Source organism: Ekhidna sp. ABH4_415 (genome assembly GCF_056161305.1).
In genome coordinates this window covers 1-18200 of sequence record NZ_JBSWYW010000001.1, presented here as the reverse complement: position 1 = coordinate 18200, position 18200 = coordinate 1, and the positions used below count along the sequence as shown (strand labels likewise).

At 41.9% G+C, this 18200-nt stretch carries 15 protein-coding genes; 10 read left to right on the top strand and 5 right to left on the bottom strand.

The window, feature by feature from the left end:
• Window positions 1-9 precede the first annotated feature (9 nt).
• Complete coding sequence (locus ACXAH9_RS00075; protein ID WP_474892852.1) at window positions 10-1404, bottom strand: DUF4403 family protein; 1395 nt, start codon at window positions 1402-1404, stop codon at window positions 10-12.
• Between the two features lie 135 nt (window positions 1405-1539).
• Here ACXAH9_RS00075 and ACXAH9_RS00070 point away from each other — a divergent pair, with 135 nt between their 5' ends.
• The 4 genes from ACXAH9_RS00070 to ACXAH9_RS00055 all read left to right on the top strand — a co-directional run bounded on the left by ACXAH9_RS00070 (window position 1540) and on the right by ACXAH9_RS00055 (window position 8137).
• A complete protein-coding gene (locus tag ACXAH9_RS00070; protein WP_474892851.1) occupies window positions 1540-4767 on the top strand; it encodes a S41 family peptidase in 3228 nt (1075 codons plus the stop codon).
• A 173-nt stretch (window positions 4768-4940) separates the two neighbouring features.
• The gene (locus ACXAH9_RS00065; RefSeq protein ID WP_474892850.1) at window positions 4941-5105 is read left to right on the top strand and encodes a hypothetical protein; all 165 of its coding nucleotides are present in this window, start codon (window positions 4941-4943) and stop codon (window positions 5103-5105) included.
• A 266-nt stretch (window positions 5106-5371) separates the two neighbouring features.
• Window positions 5372-6349 (top strand): hypothetical protein, encoded by a 978-nt coding sequence (locus ACXAH9_RS00060; RefSeq protein ID WP_474892849.1) that lies wholly within the window; start codon window positions 5372-5374, stop codon window positions 6347-6349.
• Between the two features lie 93 nt (window positions 6350-6442).
• Window positions 6443-8137 (top strand): ion channel, encoded by a 1695-nt coding sequence (locus tag ACXAH9_RS00055; protein WP_474892848.1) that lies wholly within the window; start codon window positions 6443-6445, stop codon window positions 8135-8137.
• 188 nt (window positions 8138-8325) lie between these two features.
• Here ACXAH9_RS00055 and ACXAH9_RS00050 read toward each other — a convergent pair whose 3' ends face one another.
• Together ACXAH9_RS00050 and ACXAH9_RS00045 are read right to left on the bottom strand one after the other, a co-directional pair.
• Window positions 8326-8751: a RidA family protein gene (locus tag ACXAH9_RS00050; protein ID WP_474892847.1), complete on the bottom strand. Its 426-nt coding sequence runs from the start codon at window positions 8749-8751 to the stop codon at window positions 8326-8328.
• 6 nt (window positions 8752-8757) lie between these two features.
• On the bottom strand, window positions 8758-12054 hold the full coding sequence (locus ACXAH9_RS00045; RefSeq protein ID WP_474892846.1) for a VPS10 domain-containing protein: 3297 nt from the start codon (window positions 12052-12054) through the stop codon (window positions 8758-8760).
• A gap of 114 nt (window positions 12055-12168) precedes the next feature.
• On the opposite strand from ACXAH9_RS00045, the gene ACXAH9_RS00040 reads away from it, so the two are divergent.
• The 4 genes from ACXAH9_RS00040 to yjjX are packed head-to-tail and all read left to right on the top strand — an operon-like array spanning window position 12169 to window position 14908.
• Complete coding sequence (locus tag ACXAH9_RS00040) at window positions 12169-12879, top strand: DUF6090 family protein (RefSeq protein WP_474892845.1); 711 nt, start codon at window positions 12169-12171, stop codon at window positions 12877-12879.
• On the top strand, window positions 12876-13634 hold the full coding sequence (locus tag ACXAH9_RS00035) for a hypothetical protein (protein ID WP_474892844.1): 759 nt from the start codon (window positions 12876-12878) through the stop codon (window positions 13632-13634). The genes ACXAH9_RS00040 and ACXAH9_RS00035 overlap by 4 nt, the downstream gene beginning before the upstream one ends.
• The gene (locus ACXAH9_RS00030) at window positions 13631-14362 is read left to right on the top strand and encodes a DUF6090 family protein (protein WP_474892843.1); all 732 of its coding nucleotides are present in this window, start codon (window positions 13631-13633) and stop codon (window positions 14360-14362) included. Before ACXAH9_RS00035 ends, ACXAH9_RS00030 begins: the two co-directional genes overlap by 4 nt.
• 21 nt (window positions 14363-14383) lie before the next feature.
• Complete coding sequence (yjjX, locus tag ACXAH9_RS00025) at window positions 14384-14908, top strand: inosine/xanthosine triphosphatase (protein ID WP_474892842.1); 525 nt, start codon at window positions 14384-14386, stop codon at window positions 14906-14908.
• 208 nt (window positions 14909-15116) lie between these two features.
• Here yjjX and ACXAH9_RS00020 read toward each other — a convergent pair whose 3' ends face one another.
• Together ACXAH9_RS00020 and ACXAH9_RS00015 are read right to left on the bottom strand one after the other, a co-directional pair.
• Window positions 15117-15524, bottom strand: coding sequence for a response regulator (locus ACXAH9_RS00020; protein WP_474892841.1), 408 nt, complete (start codon window positions 15522-15524; stop codon window positions 15117-15119).
• A 66-nt stretch (window positions 15525-15590) separates the two neighbouring features.
• The gene (locus ACXAH9_RS00015; protein ID WP_474892840.1) at window positions 15591-17051 is read right to left on the bottom strand and encodes a PAS domain-containing sensor histidine kinase; all 1461 of its coding nucleotides are present in this window, start codon (window positions 17049-17051) and stop codon (window positions 15591-15593) included.
• A 191-nt stretch (window positions 17052-17242) separates the two neighbouring features.
• Here ACXAH9_RS00015 and ACXAH9_RS00010 point away from each other — a divergent pair, with 191 nt between their 5' ends.
• Both ACXAH9_RS00010 and ACXAH9_RS00005 read left to right on the top strand, forming a co-directional pair.
• Window positions 17243-17869: a hypothetical protein gene (locus ACXAH9_RS00010; protein ID WP_474892839.1), complete on the top strand. Its 627-nt coding sequence runs from the start codon at window positions 17243-17245 to the stop codon at window positions 17867-17869.
• On the top strand, window positions 17866-18200 hold a 335-nt coding region (locus ACXAH9_RS00005), incomplete at its 3' end, for a WD40/YVTN/BNR-like repeat-containing protein (RefSeq protein WP_474892838.1). The genes ACXAH9_RS00010 and ACXAH9_RS00005, both read left to right, overlap by 4 nt.

The following is an 18200-nucleotide window of genomic DNA, read 5'->3' as shown; positions in this document are numbered from 1 at the left end:
TCCTATTTCCTATTGGTTTATTATTTCCTTAGTTAGGAAAGCATGTGCATTTCCCCTCACATCAAAAAACCATTGTAATCCTTCCTTTGTAAAGACCAATGTATCAGATGCTATCATGTCAAATGATATTTCCAAACCCACCTTTCTACCTAGGTTCGATCTGTTTAATGCTTTGATGATTTTAGCATCCAATGAGTCCAGTGTTTTGGATAATGGGATCTTAGAATTTGATTTTAAGAATTCTGTCAGATTATCACTAGCTATCCATTCAGCGAAATAAACCAGGCTGCTTTCACTTTGAATATTGTATTCAATGCTATCAATGACCAGGTTCTTTTCCGTGTCTAAAAACGGATATACAAAGGCATCAATGGTAGCAGATAAATCACCAACAACATCAAATTGCAAATGGAGCTTACCTCCCTCTGTGTTGGCACTGAAATTGGTTAGCAGTATAGAGGCTCCTTCATAGCTAAAGGTTGTACTGTCCAGACGATCTTTCAAAACCTCTTCCATTTTCTTATATGGAATGTAAATATCCACCGAAATATTCAAAGCATTGTCTTCTTCCGTTTCCACAAATGCATTTAAAGGCATTGGCCTTTCCTCATATTCCAGGCCTTCCAAAGGGGTAATAAAGATTTCAGACTTGGTGTGGATAATGACCCGAAGTGTATCAATCACCTGCTTTGAAAAGTGTGCCGAAAAGAAACTTGGGTTGCTGGTGAGCCAAATGTCAATCGGTTTCTTTCCAATTCGATGAGTATTGCTAATGATTGTCCAGATTTTTTCTACCTGCTCTTTCAATGGGACTAATCCCTGCAATGCATGACAAATTTTCGTTTCAATATCATCAGATTTCTCGAGCAACTTCTTGTCAATCTTGTTTTGTAAGTTGACTTTAATGCCAAGCACTTCCAATACCGGAGGCGTAATCCAGTGGATTTTTTGAATGGTGCATTTGGTGCCAAGATTCCAATCTTCCTCTATGAATAGCTGCGTATTCATATCCACCCTTACCTCAAAATCGATGGATTGGTGGGTCTTGATACCTATCAGCCTTTTTTCGATTTCCGCCGTTACCTTCATTGGAATTGAGGCATCCAGGTTATTACCATAGGAAGCCAGCAGCATCTCACCAATAGGCTCAATCTTTATTTTAATAAAGTCATCTTCCTTTTTTAGCAGTAGCGTATCATCCACTAAAACCTCAGGTAGAACTTCATTGAAGAGTTTTGAAAGTTCTGTTAATGGAAAGTCAAGCGGAAAGGTCAACTCCGAGGTTTTGACCCTTTCAATCTTTTGAAATCCAAGATTGCCAATCACTTCTGCAGATTGCTCAGCACGCTTTTTTTGGCACGACCAAAGAACAAAAAGACATAATACAAACAGCCAATTTTTCATCTCCATTTGATCCAGGTTCTAAATTACTTGAAATTTAGTCCAATGATTAAAGCGAATTATGACCTCCTATCAAAATGCGATTGGTAACCGTTTTGGTTTTAACTAACTTGAGATTACACTAACCGATTTGAAGTCATGCGAAAAAATCTCACCTCATTCTTTTTGGGCATTGTCATTTCATTTTCAATGCTGGCACAGGGTTCTCAATTACTTCGCCAACCCACCGTATCTTCCAGTGATATCGTGTTCGTTTATGCCAATGACCTTTGGAAAGTGAGCAGAGATGGAGGGGATGCCATTCGAATGACTACCAACGAAGGGTATGAATCCATGCCTCATTTTTCACCTGATGAAAAATGGATCGCTTTTTCTGCTGAATATGATGGAAATACCGATGCATATGTAATACCTGCTGAGGGCGGATCACCGAAGAGACTAAGCTATCACCCAAGTGCTGATATCGTTCAGGGGTGGACTCCAGATGGTAAAGTCATTTTTAGGTCCACCAGAGAGGCTTATCCGACACGGTTGAATCGATGGTACATGGTGGACATGAACGGAGGTCTACCTCAGCAATTTGAAATTCCACGAATAGCTAGTGGAGAACTTTCATCTGACGGCAAACATGTAGCATACGAACCCATCACCTATTGGGATCCTGAATGGAGAAACTATCGAGGTGGACAGGCCCAACCCATATGGATAGTAAACATGGAAACTAAAGAGCTTATCCGAACTCCAAGGACAGACAATGAACGACACCTGAACCCTGTGTGGTTTGACGGTAAAGTGTACTACTTATCAGAAAGAGATCTTCTCAGCAACATCTGGTCATATGATCCTGAATCAGGAGAAGAGAAACAGGTCACTTTTCATAAAAAATTCGACATTAAGTCACTAGATGCAACCGAAGACGCTATCGTCTATGAGATGGGTGGATACCTGCACTTACTCAATCCAAACTCCGGTGTTTCTGAGCAATTAGTCATCAACGTTTCAGGAGATATGAATTTTGCAAGAGCCAGGTGGGATGAGGTAACAGGGAGAAATCTGAACAATCCCAATGTCTCTCCAAATGGAAAGAGAGCCATATTTGAGTACCGAGGTGAAATATTCACCTTTCCTAAAGAAGAGGGCAGCTGGAGAAATATTACCAATACTCCCGGAATAGCAGACCGATCTCCGATTTGGTCGCCGAAGGGGGATCAGCTAGCCTGGTTTTCGGATGCAAGCGGTGAATACCGGCTAATGGTAGCCAATCAATATGGAGATAATCCGAAGACATATAAATTGGAAAACCCAACCTTCAACTTCCAGCCAGACTGGTCCCCAGACGGAAAATATATTGCCTACACAGACACAGACTACAACATTTGGTCGATTGAGCTGTCTTCAGGCAAAGTGAAAAAAATAGATACCGACAGATATGCACATCCCAATCGTGCGATGAATCCGATATGGTCGCCGGATAGTAAATGGGTTACTTACGCAAAGCAATTAGAAAGTCACTTCAAAGCTGTTTTTGCTCACAACATTGAAACCGGAGAAAAACTTCAGTTGACCGATGGCATGGCGGATGCCATCACTCCTGTATGGGACCAAAGTGGGAAGTATCTCTATTTTCTTGCAAGTACCAATTATGGCCTAAACTCCGGCTGGCTGGATATGAGTTCTTATGACCCACAGGTCACCAGGAGCCTGTATTGCCTGATCCTTTCCGAGGACACGCGATCCCCAACGATGGCTAAAAGCGATGAGGAAGACCCCAACACAGACGAGGAAAAAGAGGAAGATGAAGATGACACTAACGAGGTAGTCATAACGAAGAATGGAATCGCTGACCGGATCATCGCTCTCGATATGCCCAATCGTAATTATGTGGGATTGTCTGCAAGTAAAGAAAATACGGTACTTGTTGCAGAGGCGATTCCTAATGAAAGCGGAGTGAAGGTGCATCAGTTCGATATGGATAAAATGGAAGCGTCCGAGTTTGCTTCCGGAATAAATGAGGCTGTCAGCTCCTCAAATGGAGAATATGTGCTCCACAGAAGTGGTGGTAGTTGGTCGATCTCCAGCACCAAAGGAAAAGCTTCCGGAGAGGATAAAATCAGCACAAATGGACAAATTAAAATTGATCCGCAGGCAGAATATAAGCAGATCTTTCGTGAAGGGTGGCGATACATGCGCGACTTCCTATATGTGGATAATGTACATGGTGCACCGTGGGATCAAGTATACGAATGGTATGCACCCTGGATCAAAGATGTGCGTCATAGAACTGACCTGAATTATATGGTTGATATTTTAAGTGGAGAAGTAGCAATAGGTCACAGCTACGTGGGAGGAGGAGATATGCCGGACATTGATCGCGTTCCTGTTGGCCTCTTAGGCTGTGATTTTAAGCTGGAAAATGGTTTTTATAGAATTAGTAAAATCTATGACGGTGAAAACTGGAACCCCAATTTAAAAGGTCCGTTGGCTGTTCCTGGACTGGGAATTGAGGTTGGTGATTACATAACAGCAATTAATGGTCAGGCATTAACGGCTTCTGACAACATCTATCAACTACTGGAACAAACATCAGGCAGAGTCACTCGAATAACGGTGAACTCACAAGCTTCTTCAGGTGGAAAAGATGTTTTTGTAGAGCCTGTTCGAAACGAGTATCAGCTCAGAACGGCAGACTGGATAGAGAATAATCGGAGAAAGGTCTCAGAAATGTCGAATGGTAAACTCGCCTACGTCTACATCCCGAATACCGGAGGCGGAGGATTTACCAACTTCAACCGATATTATTTTGCACAACAAGACAAGAAAGGCGTCATTCTGGATGAGCGAAACAATGGTGGGGGCTCTGCAGCTGACTATATGATTGATGTAATGGCGCGTGAGCTTTTCGGATACTTCAATAGCAAAACGAATGATAACCGTCCATGGACCACTCCTATGGCAGGCATTTGGGGCCCGAAAGTAATGATCATCAATGAGCGGGCAGGATCCGGAGGTGATTTACTTCCGTACATGTTTAAAGCGAAAAATCTGGGCCCACTCATAGGAACACTTACCTGGGGAGGACTGGTAGGAACCTGGGATACGCCACGATTTATCGATGGTGGAAGGATGGTGGCTCCACGAGGTGGATTTTATGATGTAGATGGCAACTGGGCCGTGGAAGGTGAAGGTGTTGCACCCGATATTGAAGTCATCCAAAATCCTAAAGAGGTAATGGCAGGTAAAGACCCTCAATTGGAGAGAGGCGTTCAGGAGGCAATGAAGTTATTAGAAACACAAGAATTTCAAATGAAACCGGAACCACCAGCACCCGTACGTTGGAAGCGTCCGGATGGATGGGGTAAAGATTAAATTGTATAAAGGTCTGAAAGGAGTTTTTTTTGATTCAGACCATTCAATCGAACAAAAAAATCAATTAGTCAGGCGCTTTATAAGATAGAATTCTTCTTACCCTCTGGGGAGGCCTTCATTTTTTGACAGGTTGGATTCCTCGTATCCCCGGAACAGGCTCGCAAAAAAGCCTTTTGGAAAATGGAAAAACCACGGCCATCCCTTCCTTCCATAACACACTGGCCAAACACCCGCAGCAACACGGCCTTTTTCGCTCATCCTCCTCATTTTCCAGCTGGCCCTCTGAGATGGCACAATGGCCTGAACGGCCAATGAATGGCATTGAAGGAATTGCGTGAAAAAAAATTCAGACTCGGGGTTTCTAACATTGAAATCCACTGTCTGACGACCGCAGGGAGGAGTTTGGATTTCATTGAATGATTGATCTGAATTTTTCGAAATTCATTCACAGCCTTGATTTCTTTGCTTCGTTTTTGGATCAAGCCAAAAATGAAGGGATAAAAAATTAGTAGCTCACTTCAAAATTGCCCTTCTCCCTATGTTTAGGGTATTTGATAAGATTGACAAAACTACTAAGTTTACAGTATACAGTAAACTGTAAATCATGTCTTTGAACGATAAGGTGGTCTCCATATTGAAAACCGATGGTGAGCAACGAGCGAGTGATCTTGCTGAACTCACGGGCGTTTCACGCCAGATGATTCATCGGGTGATTAATGACCTGTTGGCTGATAAGAAAATTATTAAACTCGGTCGGCCACCTAAAACCTTCTATGCACTTCACCAGACCGAAACATCGTCCTTCCAAAGTGACCTTAGCAATGAAGAATACGATTTTTTGGAGACACATTATCTGTTGATTACTGAGACCGGCCAGAAACTATCAGGTACAGAAGCGATGAATCATTGGTGTCTTAGACAGAAACTACCTGTTGACAAAACTGCTCGAGAATATATTGCCACTCGAAAGAAATACCTCGCCTACTATCAATCCAATGGTCTAATAAATGGTAAAGAGAAGCTGCAGAATACTAAAGGTTTCACTGCACTTGGATTAGAAGACATCTGGTACATGGACTTCTATGCCATCGAAAGATTTGGGAAAACCAAACTTGGTTTACTGCTACATTTCGCCAAGCAGGGTCAAAACAGGAAATTAATGGAGGAGATTGTGGCTCTAACGGATGAGCGCCTTCATCGCTTCATCCAATCGGAAAAAATTGACGCGATTGGATACATTCCACCAACCATCAAGCGAGAATTGCAGATTATGACAGTATTTAGGAAAAAGTATAACGTGCCCCTTACGCATATTGATCTGGTCAAGGTGACTGGCGAAATAGCCATTCCGCAAAAAGCACTGAACAAAATCGGGGATAGAATTAACAATGCCAATGCAAGTATCATGGTGGCGGAGAAGCGATCTTTCCAAAAGGTACTTCTGATCGATGATGCCGTAGGATCAGGTGCTACTCTCAATCAAACGGCTCTCAAAATCAAAGAAAAGGGGATAGCCAAGGAGGTAATAGGGTTGGCCATTACCGGCAGTTTTAAAGGGTTCGAGGTAATCCAGGAGGTTTGATGAGATTCCTGCATGCGCAGGAATGACGTCTTGGGTTTAGAGATTGCACTTCTCCCCATTTTCTATTAATTTGAAATACTACCAACTTACTTTATGCGCCACCTAACCCTTGCTCTACTTTTTATCAGCATAACACTATATGCCCAGGATGATGAAAGCTGGCGAACCATCCCCTCTCTAACTGATTGGATCGAAGAGATCAATAATTGGCCGGATAGTGTATACGCAGTAGAAAACATTAAAGTGATCATCGATGGTGAAAAAGATTCACTGATTGCAGAGAACTACTTTGTGCCTCATGACACAGTGGAAGAAATAGCTGCGACTATTCATAAGCCCGTTGAAATAAACGGATTGATTATTGACAATGATTTTGGAAGTCATGGAAATTACCGCATAGGTAACTATGGACTCAAGAACATTCGATTCAAAGAACGGTTTAGGATACAAAATTACCAAAGCATGGTCCTGCACACTCATAATTTAGTTTTCGATAAGCGAGTAGGAATTACGGATCAACAAAGGCCTTCTTATTTCAATTTTGTTTCCTGTGACTTCAAAAGTCGGATAGTCTTCTTCGATATAGAAGACGAGATATACGTGATTATCAGGGACTCTAAGGTCAACGAACATATTCAATTCACCCGAACTCCTAGTCCACCAGGTTTAATTATCACAAACAGCATGATTAATCTAGCATCTTTTGCCTGGGGTAAATTCCGGCGGCTAAATATAAAAGATTCACATCTATATGAAATAACACTTCAAAACTCTGTTTTTGAGGCAGCTGTCCATTTGGTTAGGAATCAGATCGATTCGATAGAAGTTTCTGGTGCTCAATTTCCGGTGAACAATACATACATACCCTTTGAGCAAGTAAGCGGTAAATTATTTGTTACTCCTATCGACTTCTCAAACCCAAGTCTTAGAAAATACTTTGCTTCTGATAGCATGGATTTTGAGCTGACAGAGGTTTATGACAACATCATTGCTTCCTACAAACTTTTGTTGAATGGTTATCAAAATCGTGGCGACATGTACAGTTACAACACCTGCTTTGTAGAAATGAAAAACATTGAAACACGGCGTTTAGCTTATTTATACCATAAGAACCCTACGTTTAAAGGCTTTTTCACGTGGAAAATCGATCAATTTCTTAAGATTTTTTCAGCCTATGGGACTGAACCAGCAAAAGCGGTGGTTGTTTCACTTTATGTGATTCTTGCCTTTGCACTGATCTACCTCTTCTTCCCCAACTCATGGGATGGACACGGTCGGACCCGTATCATGGACCGGTATCGGTTTTTCCTGAAATACCTGAACCGTAAAGAAGGGGCCAGTGAAGTTTACCAGGAGGAAAAAGAGAAAGAGCTCATGCCGTTTCATGAGTTCAAGGAGTACCTGGAGCAGCACGGGAAGACAGCCCCAAGGTTCTTTTATGCTACCGCATTGCCACTTTACAAATGGTCGGTCTCGGGCTCTAGACTTTCAGGTTGGTTTCTGTCCAAGATCGATGTGCTCAACGGTAAGTGGAGCGAAGTTCCGGAGACAGGTCGGTTCTTTAAATCAGCACTGGTTATCGGCGCATTTATCATTGCCCTGACCTACGATCTCTTCATCAAAGTCCTCAATGCGGTCATGCTCTCGATCAATACCTTCACCACGCTTGGTTTCGGAGAGATTCCGATCAAAGGACTACCCAGGTATCTGGCAATCATTCAGGGATTTATTGGATGGTTTATGCTGACGATTTTCAGTGTTTCGTTGATTAGTCAGTTATTGAATTAGGGAAAATGAAAACACACCCCTTCCCCGAATCGTCGGACCGATCCAAGGAGGGGAGTTGTAAAATTGAAAGAGAATCTAATCCCCTCTCGGGAGGGGATTAAGGGGTCGGTCATTACCAGTATCTATGTTTTCCGGTAAATTAAGGGAGCTAATCTGACCACTATTCGAAGTTTTCGTGACTTTACTCCTTATTTTTCTTCTATCACAGCAACAGCATCTATTTCAATCTGCCACTCTGGTAAAGCAAGAGAAGTAACTCCCACCAACGTGCTGGCAGGAGTGATCTCGTCTGTAAAAATTTCTTTTCTAACATTCCGAAATGTTTCCAGGTCTTCTGGCTGATAATCGACGATATAAGAATTGATTTTTACTAAATCTGCATAGCTGCCTCCTTCTGATTTCACTAAATCTTCCAACTTCCCAAGCACGTCTCTCATCTGAGCTTCCAAATCATCACCTTCTCCTACCTGACCGGAAATGTGCAGGGTTTTTACTCCGTTCTGTTCGAGGACAATCATTTGAGCATATCCATTGGTGGGCTTTACCATTCGTTTGCTCACTCCACCTCCACAACTGAGCAATACCAAGCTTAATAATGCAATTACCTCTTTCATAGGCTATCAATCTTTAATCTCAATGACCCTACCAGGCGTCCATGGAGCTTGATTTGCATCCAGCTCCGCATTGATGGCAGTCACATCCTCACTCATGATCGTTTTCAAACTTGCAATGACTGGGCTCAGATACTTCTCAGCGATGCTTTTCACTTGCTTCGAAGTTTCCGTTGGATCAGTAAGACTGGAAGTGCCCGTCCAGATAGCTGTGTTAACCCTCCTGGCCAGTGGTGGAGACTGATCAATTTCCAGCTGCCGCTTGATTGGATCACCGAACATGATCATCTGAATTTCTTCAAGCTTGGACTCCAGCAAATCTATTTTTTCATCTAATGAGGAGCTTTCCACAGTCCTGGCAGCAGCCTTATAATATTTCAATGCTTCCTGAAGCTGGTTGTATGCATTTCTGGCACCATTCGCCGATTTGGATAGTTCCATCAGCTGCTGATGAAAAGCCAACATAGCCGCAGGATCAGAAGGAGGTAGCGTTTGGTTATCCAGCGTTTTGACCTCAAAAGAAACCGGCTCTGTGAGTTTCGTCACCTCACCATTGATACTTTTCGCTAGCTCGACAGTATAGGTTCCCGGAAGCACCATAATTCCGGATTCTAAATTTTTTGATGGATCTGCGAGACTGGTTTTGACCTCATCTATCATCGGATATTTCAAATCCCAGTGTACACGGTTAATACCTTCCGAAGCTCCGGTTCGGATTTCGTTTACCACTTCTCCGTTAGCGTCTTTTATAGTAAAGATGAGAAATGGTTTTTCTTCCTCTTTCTCGGCTTTTAGCTGCTCATAGCTTGGATAGTACACGATCTGTCCATCCTTTCTTTTCTCGCCTTCCTCTTTTTCCCTTTTGCCTTCCAGCGTTTCATATTTTTCTTTCAGATAGTAGGTAAATGCAGCTCCAAAAGGTGGGTTTTCTCCCAGGAAGTACGTCTCTCCCTGGAATCCTTTAGGACCCAACCACGAGATGGTCTTGCTGGCGGCAATTGGACTGTATGGCTCGTATTGCAGGGCTTCTGAAACCGGGAAAATGTGCGCTTCTTTCTCTAACAGCTCAGTGGATAGGTCACGAAGTGATGAATAGTCATCCATGATGTAGAAACCACGACCAAACGTTCCTAACACGAGATCCTTTTCTCTTGCTTGAATGTTGATGTCACGCACAGCTATGGTTGGTAATCCTTTGGACAGTTTTTGCCAGTATTTCCCTCCATCAAGCGTGACAAAGCAGCCAAATTCGGTTCCTACAAACAGTAGGTTTCGAGCCTCCGGATCTTCTGCGATTGCATACGTGGATCCTCTTTCTGGTAAGTTGGCATTCATGGAAGTCCAGCTTTGACCAAGGTTTGTGCTTTTCAGTAAATACGGTTTGAAATCACCATTCTTATGGTTATTGAAGGCCACATATACAGTATTCTTATCATGTGCTGAGGCTATGATTTCATTCACATACGTTCTATCCGGTACCCCGGGAAATGAGCTGTATTTCGTCCAATTCTCCCCTCCGTCTTGTGATACATGGATCAGTCCGTCATCGGTACCAGCATACAACAAGTTTTCATCCAAAGGAGACTCTGCGATAGCAACAATATTTCCGTATTCGGTGGTTGATTGATTCTTCGCCACGGCATCCATCGGCCAGACTTTACCCATTACGGGCAGCTTATTTCGATCTATTTGCCTGGTCAGATCCCCACTCACCTCTCTCCATGTTTGTCCACGGTCATCACTCTTATGCAATCGGTCCGATGCATAATACAGACGCTTGCTATCGTGGTTGCTGATCAGCAATGGAGCATCCCAGTTCCAGTTGTATGAGTAATCTCCATCCGGTGGCTGAGGTACAATGTTTTGTGTTTGACCCGTCTTGCGATCAAAGCGAGACAGGTTACCATACTGCGACTGGCTGTAAATGATATCCGGGTTTTCAGGATCCACGTGCGGCTCAAACCCATCACCTAGTGTAGTAACAAACCAGTTTCGGTTAGTGATGCCTGTTGTCTCGGTCGTTTGCGAGGGACCTCCCAGCGTAAAGTTGTCCTGCGTTCCTCCATACACATAGTAGAACGGGTAATCATTGCTGACACCCAACTTGTAAAACTGTGTGACTGGTAGGTTGGGGAAAAAGCGCCAGGTTTTCCCGCGATCCCACGACTCGTACACCCCTCCATCGTTTCCATTGAGTAAGTAGCTAGGGTTTTTAGGATCTATCCACAGAGCATGGTTGTCAATGTGTTTATTTTTCTCCCCAACATTCTCGAAGGTTTTCCCTCCATCTTCAGATACCCCGGCAAACGTGTTCATGACATATACCAGATCGACATCAACCGGATCGGCGATGACTTCCTGATAGTAATTACCACTGGTTGAATAATCACTCCTTCGCTCCCATGATTCTCCCAAATCCATGGAACGATAAAACCCTCCCTTGTCCTCTTGTGCTTCAACTACTGCATAGATCACGTCCGGATTAGCTGGTGAGATATCTAGTCCAATTCTACCCAGATCACCTCCTGGAAGGCCTTTGTTGATCTTTCTAAAATTCTTCCCCCCGTCAGTGGATTTATAGATCGCAGACTCTGGTCCGCCACTGATGTAGGTGAACACATGTCGTCTTCGCTGATGTGCTACAGCATAAATTATGTTAGCGTTTCTGGGATCAAGATGCACCTCGTGAATCCCCGTATGTTCGCTGATATCGAGAATTTTATTCCAAGTATCGCCTCCATCGGTCGTTTTATAAAGTCCCCGGTCACGCCCAGCGCTCCACACCGGCCCGGTTGCAGCCACATAGACCACATCAGAATTGGTAGGATCTATGGCTATCATGCCAATGTGTTCTGAATTTTTGAGTCCCTTGTGTTCCCAGCTTTTACCTCCATCCACACTTTTGTACACACCATCTCCATAGGAAACACTTCGTTGGTTGTTGTTTTCACCAGTTCCTACCCAGACCACATTGTGGTTATTTGGGTCCATTTCTACTACCCCGATGGAGTAAGATCCCTGATCGTCAAAAACCGGATCAAAGTTGAGTCCCCGGTTAGTGGTTTTCCAGACACCTCCTGCAGCAGTTGCCACATAAAACTCGCTTGGATTGTCAGGATTGACAGCAAAATCTGCTATTCGGCCGGAGGTAAAAGCCGGTCCGATGGAACGGAAGGATAAACTGTTCCAGGCCACATCATAAACAGGAGGTTTCTTTTCTTCGTTTTTTTTCTGAGCATGGACAGTGATGCCAGAAAAGGTTAGAATGAATAGCAAGGCAGGGTAAAAAATTGATTTTCGTAACATAGGATTAAATCAGATTGATAGGATTAAGAAAGGTAGGGAAAAACCGAGAAAGTGTCAGACCTGCTTACATGAATGGTAGAGTCAGGTTGACATTGGCTATATTTATTTCCGCCTATGAAACGCATCCTAACCACCTTCTCCCAAAAATGGCCTGAATACATTCTCGAGATTCTGGTGATTACCATTGGTATTTTAGGCGCTTTTCTCCTCAATAATTGGAACGAATCCCGTAAGGAACAAAACAGCACAAAAGTGTTGGCTGCTTCTTTAGTTGCAGATATGCAAAAGGATGTCGACTTTTTGCTTGAGTCTAATCAATGGAGCAAGCGCAAATTGGAGTCGTGTGATGAGATTCTGAAACTTTGTGCAAACCCACGAAAAGAATGGGATTCCATTGCGATTTACAATCATATGAATTGGGTAAGTCAGTCCAATCCTTTTTTTCCAACAAATGGCACCTACGAACAAATAGTAACATCTGGTACTTTGAAATCATTTCCTCAATCCATTGCCAACGATCTCAATGCCTACAATATGCAGCTTAAAAAAATCGAATATTGGGCGAATGCGGAAGATCAAACATTGTGGCTGATGGGAGCAATCATGTGGAAAGGAATGAATGTGAGAGCTATGGACGACATCAGGTTTAACCAAGAATCACAAAACATGCGGTACTTAAAAATCCCTCCTGATCGGGTTGAAGAATTCTTGAATTTGGTAGCAGCCGTTAAAACGTATAGAAAGAAAACAATGATCGAATACGACGAGCAGTTGAGGCTTGGAACCGAATTGATTCAAACCTTAAATGCTGAATATCGCTTATGAAACGCATATTAACCACCCTATCCCAAAAATGGCCTGAATACCTACTGGAGATTCTGGTTATTACCATTGGAATTTTAGGGGCATTTGCCCTCAATAATTGGAATGAAAATAGAAAAGAGCAGCAGTTGCAGGAAGAACTTATTAAGTTGTTAATTACGGATATAAAGACGAAAAAAGGTGAAAATAGCAATGATCTAGGAGCTGGCTTAGGAATCATTAAGAAATTTGAAACAGTCATAGAGGTGTGGGAGAATTCAAATACACTGGATACTACCCATTTGAAGTCAGCATTGACATGGATGGCTTTCGATAATGGATTCACCACCCATGGCTCACCCGTATATCAGGGACTCTCTCAGTCTGATCTCTGGAAAGAGATTCCAGATACGCTTACCCGATCGGTGGACTTATTTTATGGAAATAGCATGGTGGCCGTTGAAACTGGTTTCGAATTGATTTCCGGGTACTGCTCGGATAATATCCTCAACTTCCTTACACCGAATGACCTAATAAACCTTGAAAGACCAACCTCTGAGCTAGTTCAATTATTAAATGGGAGGGAAGAAGAGTTTGTGAAGAGACTCAAATTGACCCGCTTTGCATTTTTTCGAGCCTGCAAAAGCACTCAAAAAGCAATAGATAGAAGTGATGTACTTATCAGGCATCTGGAAGACTATAATCAAATCAAATCCGGTTCTGATGATGCGGAACGCATCCCTGCCAGCAGGCAGGCAGGCTCACCACCAAGATCATGAAAAGAATAATAAATACTCTCTCCGAAAAATGGCCGGAATACCTGCTCGAGATTCTAGTAATCACCATAGGTATTCTTGGGGCTTTTGCCTTGAACAAATGGAATGAAAACAGACAACAGGGAGAATCTGCAAAGGCCAACCTTTCAATTCTCCTGCAGAATTTAAAAGATGATCGGGAACAACTTAAAAACCTTCATGTAATTGTTGGCTCATCATTGCACTCTGCAGATTCACTACTTAGTCAGTTTAAAAACATCATTCCTTTTGATGAGAAAACCTCTTATCACATCAACAAACTAATACTTGAGTACAATTTCAGTCCTAATACCAGTGGACTGGAAATTTTGAATTCAAAAGGCGAGTTATCCTATTTTGACAATTCACTCCAAGCTGACATTATGAAGTATTATAGTTTGGTTGGCAGCATCAAAGAGCGTGAGGAAATTTCGAACTCATTCATTAAAAACAAATATGAAACTCATTATTTTGACAACTATTCATTTACGATTAATCACACCAATCAGCTCCCAACTGTCACAAGCTACTATGCGGATGATCTGCGAGACGTTCAACCATTAAATGCAGGAAAATTGCGTGCAGATAGAAAATTGGAAGGTTTGGCATTTGGCAGGAGATATCAATGTATCGCTCAGATCAAGTCGTATGAACTAGCGCTCGAGCATTTAGATCAACTCACCCAAAATGTGGAAGAACGCCTTGGAATCTAAGCAAAAACTCTAATTATTTAAATGAAAGTCATTGTCGCTTCTACAAATCCGGTAAAAATCAATAGTGCTCTTAATGGATTCAATCAAATGTTTCCTAATGAAGCAATTGGGGTTGAAGGAATCTCAGCACCTTCTGGTGTCTCCGATCAGCCTATGACCAATTCAGAAACCTTACAGGGAGCTAAAAACCGTGCGGAATTTGTAAAAAAAGAAGTACCTGATGCCGATTTTTGGGTAGGCATAGAGGGAGGAATTGAAAACACTTCTGACGGCATGGAAGCCTTTGCCTGGGTGGTGATTTTATCCAATAATCAGAAAGGCCAGTCCCGGACAAGCACATTTTATTTGCCGCCCAAAGTAAGGGAACTAGTTCTGCAGGGGGTAGAACTTGGCCATGCCAACGATCAGGTTTTTGAGGAGCATAACTCCAAGCAAAAAGGAGGAGCGGTTGGGTCATTGACCCATGAATTACTGGGAAGAACCGAGTATTACGAACAAGCGATCATTTTAGCTTTGATACCTTTTGTGAATAAGGAGCTTTATTGAGGATAGTATTTCCCTGGAAATTCAAGGGGTTATTAGAATTCATTATCTTCAATCGATTAAATCTACCAATCGCCTAATCAACAAATCGGAACATGCTCTTCCTCCTCCGAAAAATATTAAATTCCCCTCCTTGGAGCGGTTCGCGTTCCGAGGTTAGGGGTGTCAGAGAATTGAACCCCTTTTATTTCCAAAATAGAATATGACTCGTCTATATGTCCGTTAGTTCATTAATCACTTCTTGTAAACGTTCTTCTGTTAAATACTTCGGAATAAAGCCCTTTATTTCAGTATATGCTTTTGCTTTCTTATGATCATCAGGATTTAGCGAAGAGCTAAGCATGTAAATAGATAGATCAGAATTCAATTGAACCTTGAGTAATTTCAACTCCTCCAGTAGTTCCCAGCCATCCATACTTGGCATGTTTATATCCAAAAAAATTATTTCTGGCAGCAGCTCCGAATTCCTTAGTAGATCTAATGCTTGTTCACCATTTCTTGCTATTTCAACCTCAGTCACCAATCCGGAACGCATTATTGTCCTTTTCTGTAAGAAATTGCAATCCTTATCATCATCTATCAAGACTATTTTTCGAACTTTTGCAGGCTCTGAAGCCATCAGTAAATATTGGTTGACAGTTAAAACTATACTTAAACTTCGTATTTATCCACAATGTGGAATAAATCACTCCGGGTTTATCGTGAAATGAAAGACAGAACCTTTACCCAGTTTAGACTCTACCCAAATAGCACCATGGTGTATCTCAGCAATTTTTTTACAATTTGCCAGGCCTATGCCTGTACCTTCAAACTCATCCTCATCATGCAGTCTTCTAAAGATCACAAAAATTTTTTCCGTATGCTTATCAGCAATACCTATCCCATTGTCTTTCACCGAAAATGTGTAACTGTCTGGTGATTCGGTTTTAGCCGAAATTTCGATTTCCGGTTTCACCTGTGGTTTTTTGAATTTTAAAGCATTGGTCAATAAATTCTGAAACAATTGATGTAGCTCCATTTCGTACCCCTTTATCACTGGTAGTTCATCAACACGAATTGTTGCACCCGTGGTTTTAATTGTGGCATCTAGGTCTTTAAGAACAGCACCTACTAATTTGTTGCAATCTACCTTAACTCGTTTCTTCTTGCTGCTCAATCTGGCATAGCCTAATAATCCCTTAATCAGTTTATCCATTCTATCGGCTGAGTTTGAGATAGAATGCAGATATCGCATTGCTTCTTCCGGTACCTCGCTTCCGAAATCTTCTTCAAAAGCCTTTATGTAGTTGATGATTGTTAGTAAAGGATGACGCAAATCATGTGAAGCTATGTAAGCAAACTGCTCCATTTCTTTACTTTTTGCTTCCAGGATAGACGCTCTCCTCAATAGTTTTTCATTTTCTTCTCTTTCAGTCACATCCTGACAAGTGCCTATCATTTCTACAACCTCTCCTTCTTCATTTATGAAGACTTTTCCCACAAGATGAATAAGTTTGACTTCACCGTCTTCACGCAGAATTTTATGATAGAAATGATGAAATTTTTTATCTACTATTATGGACTCTACACGCTCAGCAACAAATGCCATATCATCGGGGTGTACATAGCTAAAATAGGTGTCGTAGTTTAACGTACCCTTTTCTTCCCTCCCGAAAATCTTAAACAGATTATCTGACCAAACGACATCATTGGTGATCAGGTTCCACTTCCAGTGGCCCATGGAAACGATCTCTTCAGCAAAATTGAGCAAGTGATTTTTCCGGACAAGCTCCTTTTCAGCTCTCGCTTGAGCACTGATGTCACTTACCTTAATAAGCACCAGATCCTTGGTTGAAGGTGGATATATCAAATTAACATGGACCGAGAACTCAGAGCCATCTTTTTTTACACCAATTAAAACCCTATTTCCAATTTCTTTCCCATCAAAAAAATCAACTAAGAATTGCTGAAGATTATCGCTTGACTTTGACGGAATTATTTCATTGATAGTTTTTCCTTTTAATGCTTCTGAGGAATAATCAAATAATTGGGATGCAAATGAATTTGTGAAGTGAATCTGACCCTTCTTATTTACAAGAAACAAAGCATCCGGTAAGGATTCAAGTAACGTTATTTGTTCATCGGATATATTATAGTCATCTAACATAGGGAAAAATTATTAAGAAATGAGTTGCCCTTGAGGTTACAAAGGACATTATCACAGTAGCGATCACTCACCTTTAAACCGTCATAGGATATAACTAAAGTTAGTATGATTCGGTTATAAAAATTTCATGACTGATATTTTAAGAATAGAATCATCAAGCATGGTAGCTTTGAATTTCATTTAAAAGCTACATGGAACTAAAAACACTTATCAACGAAATCGTATCTAATTCAGACCTACACGCAAAATGGCTCAACTCCCTTTCGATGATGGAAAATACTGGAGCACGAAAAATTTCAGCTTGTGAACATGATCAGCTTGTGGATGAGATAGTATTGAAGCATGCGGCAGAAGAAGCCCGGCACGCCTACTATCTTAAAAGTCAGATTAAAAAGACCAAATTTGAAGGTTGCAAAACCTACCGGCCTCATGAGCTTTTAGCACCCATTCAAAGTTTCCAATACTTACATGCGCTGGACACATTTATTAGCCGTTACCTTAAAAACGAGCTTGGATTTTCAGGCAACAAGCTCAAATACGCTGCATATCTGCTGGTAACCTATGCTATTGAGGTGCGAGCTGATGAGCTTTATCCGGTTTATGAAGAAGTACTGAGAGAAAATGATAGTAAAATAAGTGTTCGGATGATTGTGGTGGAAGAGAAAGGGCACCTGGAGGAAATGATTCAACAGATGGATGAATTCTTTGGCGACTGGAAAAACCATGCAGACTATGTGCTATCAATAGAACAAAGACTCTTTGATAAATGGATTGAAGCCATTCAAAAATCTATTCATAACCAAGCGCAATTCGCATGAAATACTTTACAGCTCTAGGAACAATACTATTGTTGACTCATTGTTCAATCAAGCAACTTGAGCCATCTATCGAATCACTTGAAAGTCCGACAGAGTCTCTTTTACAGGCAATAAGTATTGTAGATGATAACACCTCCTGGATAAGTGGGCATGATGCCACCTTCTTATTGACTACTGATGGTGGATCGAGCTGGCAGTCCTTTACCCACCCTACAGGTGATTCATTTCAGTTTCGCGATGTTCATGGTTTCGATTCTGATAAAGTTGTTTTAATGACAGCAGGTCCCGGACCGCTTTCACGAATTTATACATTCAAGACTCCTGATATATG